The 4033-nt window shown below is 67.6% G+C and carries 3 protein-coding genes; all 3 read right to left on the bottom strand.

All coding sequences use genetic code 11. The annotated features are described in order from the left end of the window. Positions 1–20: 20 nt before the first annotated feature. The 3 genes from ACFPIH_RS56045 to ACFPIH_RS56055 are packed head-to-tail and all read right to left on the bottom strand — an operon-like array spanning position 21 to position 3963. Positions 21–512, bottom strand: coding sequence for a hypothetical protein (locus ACFPIH_RS56045; RefSeq protein WP_381188019.1), 492 nt, complete (start codon positions 510–512; stop codon positions 21–23). 44 nt (positions 513–556) lie between these two features. Next, entirely contained in the window at positions 557–2896 is a 2340-nt protein-coding gene (locus ACFPIH_RS56050; RefSeq protein ID WP_381188022.1) for a tyrosine-type recombinase/integrase, read from the bottom strand. Then, positions 2893–3963: a tyrosine-type recombinase/integrase gene (locus tag ACFPIH_RS56055; protein ID WP_381188025.1), complete on the bottom strand. Its 1071-nt coding sequence runs from the start codon at positions 3961–3963 to the stop codon at positions 2893–2895. Before ACFPIH_RS56055 ends, ACFPIH_RS56050 begins: the two co-directional genes overlap by 4 nt. Positions 3964–4033 lie beyond the last annotated feature (70 nt).

Here is a 4033-nt window from a genome sequence, read left to right on the forward strand (position 1 = left end):
ATTCTGTGGAATCAGCAGTGTCAAGCCGTGTGCTTGTGAATCACGTCGAGGTAGTGCCGATCACGGTGCGGCACGTGGTTGTCCCGTCCCGGCAGGCTGAAGACCGCGCAAACGTCAGCGGGCTGGGTGAGGATGCTCGACTGCTCGCCGAATGTGAGAGTGCTGTTGACCGCATGCCGGCAGCCAGCGCCGTCGAGGGCGTCGACCAGTTCCTCGCGGAGGACGGTGGCCTCGAACGAGTCGGAATCAGGCAGGACGAGCGGCGGAAGTTTGGCGGCCGAACCGGGCCAGAGGTTGATCCAGATCCCGCTGACGGTCCGCTGAGTGACCACCAGCCCCAGCCCGTCCCAGGAGTACGGGTAACCGTCGATGTCGGGCCCCTTCAGGCGGTGGGCCGGATGCGGGCGCCCCGGGCCGAGAAGGTCTTCAGCCTCAGCCAGGGACATTCCGCAGTTCAGGGGCCCGAGCCGGCCAGTGCGGGAGAAGTCGACGAGTACGTCCATCAAGGTCACGACAGTGACTGTGACACTCTCCCGCGCCACTTCGCACTCCGATATCAGCGCGACGCTGGGCCTGCACTGCCTTGCCGGACGGCGATGAGTGGCAGAAGGCGTGCGCTGGCCGGCACGTCGAGTTCGCGGGGTGTCGGGCCTGCGGGTGTCGGAGTGTCGGCCAGACGGTCAAGCAGGCGGTCCAGAGCGGCTTGGCCGTCGTCGACGGCCGCGCGTTCTTCGTCGGTGAGCGGGATCGCTGCAGTCATTTTCTGCAAGTTGTCTTTGGCTTCCAGGAGTTGGGCTCTCGTGGAGTCCTTGGGGGTGTAGAAGTCGCAGCGTGCGCAGGCCATGCGGTGCTGGCACTGTTCGAAGAAGGTGTAGGTGCAGTAGCCGTGTCCGAGGTCGTAGTGCTGCCAGGGCTCGCCGGTCGCGGCGGCGCCGGAGGCGACCGCGTCCCGGTCGACCAGGACCTCGATGGTGCGGACGTTCCGCTCGAAGTAGCCCGCCTCGGAGAACGCCTTGGACAGAGTGTTCGGGGTGATCTTCGCGTAGTACTGGGTGGATTGCGGCGATCTGTGTCCGAGCCAGGCTTGCAGCTCGAACAGCGTCATCGGTTCCTTGGCGTTGTAGAGCTGGCTGGCGATGGTTGACCGGGCTCGGTGGCTGGTGATGTTCCCGCGGACGTCGGCGTCCGGAACTCCGGCCTTGCGGCAGAGCATCGGGATGACGGTGTTGTTGATGTAGCTGGTGGAGAGGCGGCGGGCGCGGACGGCGAACAGCAGCTCGACGTGCTCGCCGGTGCGGCGGTCGGTGAACTTCGGCTGGTCCGGGCGGACGGCCTGCCAGGCGTCTATGGCCTGGCCGAGGATCGGGTCGACCGGCTTAGTGAAGGCGGTGCCGGTCTTGTGGATGGGGACGTCGAGCAGGCAGATCGCGTCGCGGGCCAGTACTTGCTCTGAGTCGCCGGCGATAGGTGCTCCGTCGTGCTGCCAGCGGATGCAGCCGAGTCTCAACCGGACGATCTCGTTACTGCGTTGACCGGAGAACAGCCAGGTCAGTGTGACAGCGCGGACCAGCTCGAAGGGGTAGAAGTGCCCGGACCGGGTCTGCGGAAGATCCGCGGGATCAAGATTGAGACCGGCCCACAACAGCTTCGCCCAGACCTCGTCAGCGATCACCCGTGGATCAGGGCCGAGGAGGGCGGTGATGCTGCGGGGGATCGCCAGAGCGCGTAGCGGGTCGAAGTGGCGGGGCAGCCACTCCCATTCCTGGCAGTCCCGGAAGAAGGTACGGAGTGCAGTGATCTGTCCGGCCTTGGTGGGAGCCTCCAGCGGCTTGCCGAGCCGGTCCCCCAGGCCGGCAGTGCGCTGGACGTAGTCGCCGACTTTCATCCGGTCCAATGCGGCGATCCAGGTCGCGCAGGTCTGCCGGGTCCAGTCGGTGGGATCGGCGGCGTCGGGCTGTTCGGCGGCGATCCACCGGCCGACTCGCAGGAGGGTGGAGCGGATGCTGCCGCGGACGCGTGGGGTGAGGGTGGAGGTGTTGTGCCAGCGGTCGGCCCACTGTTCCCAGATCTTGGCGCCGCCGGTGGCCCGCGCCGAGTGACGGCCGGTGCTCTGCAGGGGCGGATCGCAGAAGCCGAGCGTGGCGACCGCCCGCTGCAGAGCGTGCAAAGTGTTCAGCTGGGAGCCCTCCAGCAGCCGGTCGCGGCGGACCCGGTCGAACAGCGCGGTGTCCATGTCCTCCAGGTGCGGGCTGTGGTTGAGCAGAAACAGCTGGCAGGCGACCGACGGCAACAGCGTGTCGTCCGCTTGGCCCAACTGGTAGCCCCAGGTGCCAAGGACCGTGCGGATGCGGGCGATCTCGCTGGTGATGCGCTCACGTCCGAAGATCCGCCAGGACAGCGTGAGGCGTTGGAAGCTGCCGAGCTGGTGGAACTCGTTGAAGGAGCCGAGCAGGTAGGCGTGTGCCGCGAGGTAGGGGCGGACTTCGTCCCCGGCCCAGGCGGGTGCGTGCTGCCGGAACTCGGCCTGAGTGCGGCCGAGTAGACGGGCCCACTCCTGCGTGTCCCAGCCCCAGTAGCTGCGGCCGGTCTGCGCACTGTGCGTCAGCAGAAGGGCGATCACGTCGAGCATGGCCCGTCGGCGGTGCGCAGTGGGCGGTGAGTCGAGTGCGGCGTTGACCGCCTCCAGCGGACCCAACAGCCGGGCGATCACGCGCCAACCCGGTGCGGCCGGGTCGTGATACTGCAGCCGGCGCAGATTACGGACACCGAGTTCGAGGACGGCCCGCGCTTCCGCAGGGCGGACCACGACGGCCGTGTCGTAGCGGCCCTGGAGGACCGGCCAGGACCAGCGACCATCGGTGTCCTCGGTGACGATGACCAGCGAAGGTGCCCTCACCGCGACACCTCCGCCGTCGCACCGGCCGGGGCGGTGAGCATCTGTATTCGCCAGGCATGAATGTGGTCCATGCCGCGGGCCAGCTTGTCGGCCAGGTCTCGGCCGGAGAGGTGGATGTACTGAAGGGTGGAGTCGGTGTGACGGTGGCCGGCGAACAACGCGATCGCGTGCAACTCCCAGCCCATCCGGGCCAGATCGGTCAGACACAGGTGCCGGGTGGTATGCGTGGAGAATCGCTCGACGCCGGAGGCCAGCGCGAGCTTGCGGACCACCTTTGACCAGGTCCACAGACTCAGCGGCTGGGCGTGATTACGGCGCGATTCCGACAGGAACATCGCCCCGCGGGCCCGGCTGATCCGGGCGCGGTGGGCAAGGTAATCCGACAGCAGCACCCCCGTCGGTGCCGAGTAGGGCACCACCCGCTCCAGCCGGTTCTTCGTCGTTTCCGCCCGTATCCGCAGCGTGCGGTGGGCCGGATCGACGTCGTCGGTCCGCAGTGAGCACAGTTCCTCTCGGCGCAGAGCGGCGTCGTAGGCCAGGGCGAGCATCAGGCGGTTGCGTACCGGCTCGTGCTTCGCGACCTCCAGGACGCTCAGCCACTGCTGTTCTCCGGGAATCCACGGCAGTTTCGTCAGCCGCGGCACCAGGCCGCGCTGCTGACCGCCGTTCCGCCGGCCAGGCGTGTACCGACCGCGGCCGACCGGGTTGGAATCCCGCAGCCCCTCCTCCATGAGGAAGTCGTAAAACAGACGCACCGGCACGAGCCTCTGCTGGATCGTCGCGTTCGCCAGCCCCACTCCCGAGTCGATCGAGATCACGTTCGCACCCCGGCGGTGCGGCCGCGAGCTCAACTCCCGTACGTAGAGGGCGATATGGGAACGGTTCGCGGCGACCGGGTCGACGCCCTCCCGCTCGCTCATCAGCAGATACTCGGCCAGCCCCCGGCCGTAGGCGTCGATCGTGCGCGGCGCCCGTCCGAGATCTGTCCAGACCGTCAGCCAAGCTGCCGCTTGCTCGTGCCGACCGAGCACCGGCCACTTCTCCATGAGCACCGTCGAGCCGCTCAAGCCATCTCCCAAGTCCGTGGTTGCACCGGGGAGACATGATCACCCCCAGCAGATTCCACGTAACTTTTAA

This window comes from Streptomyces vulcanius (assembly GCF_042653945.1).
GTDB classification, from domain to species: domain Bacteria; phylum Actinomycetota; class Actinomycetes; order Streptomycetales; family Streptomycetaceae; genus Streptomyces; species Streptomyces mangrovi.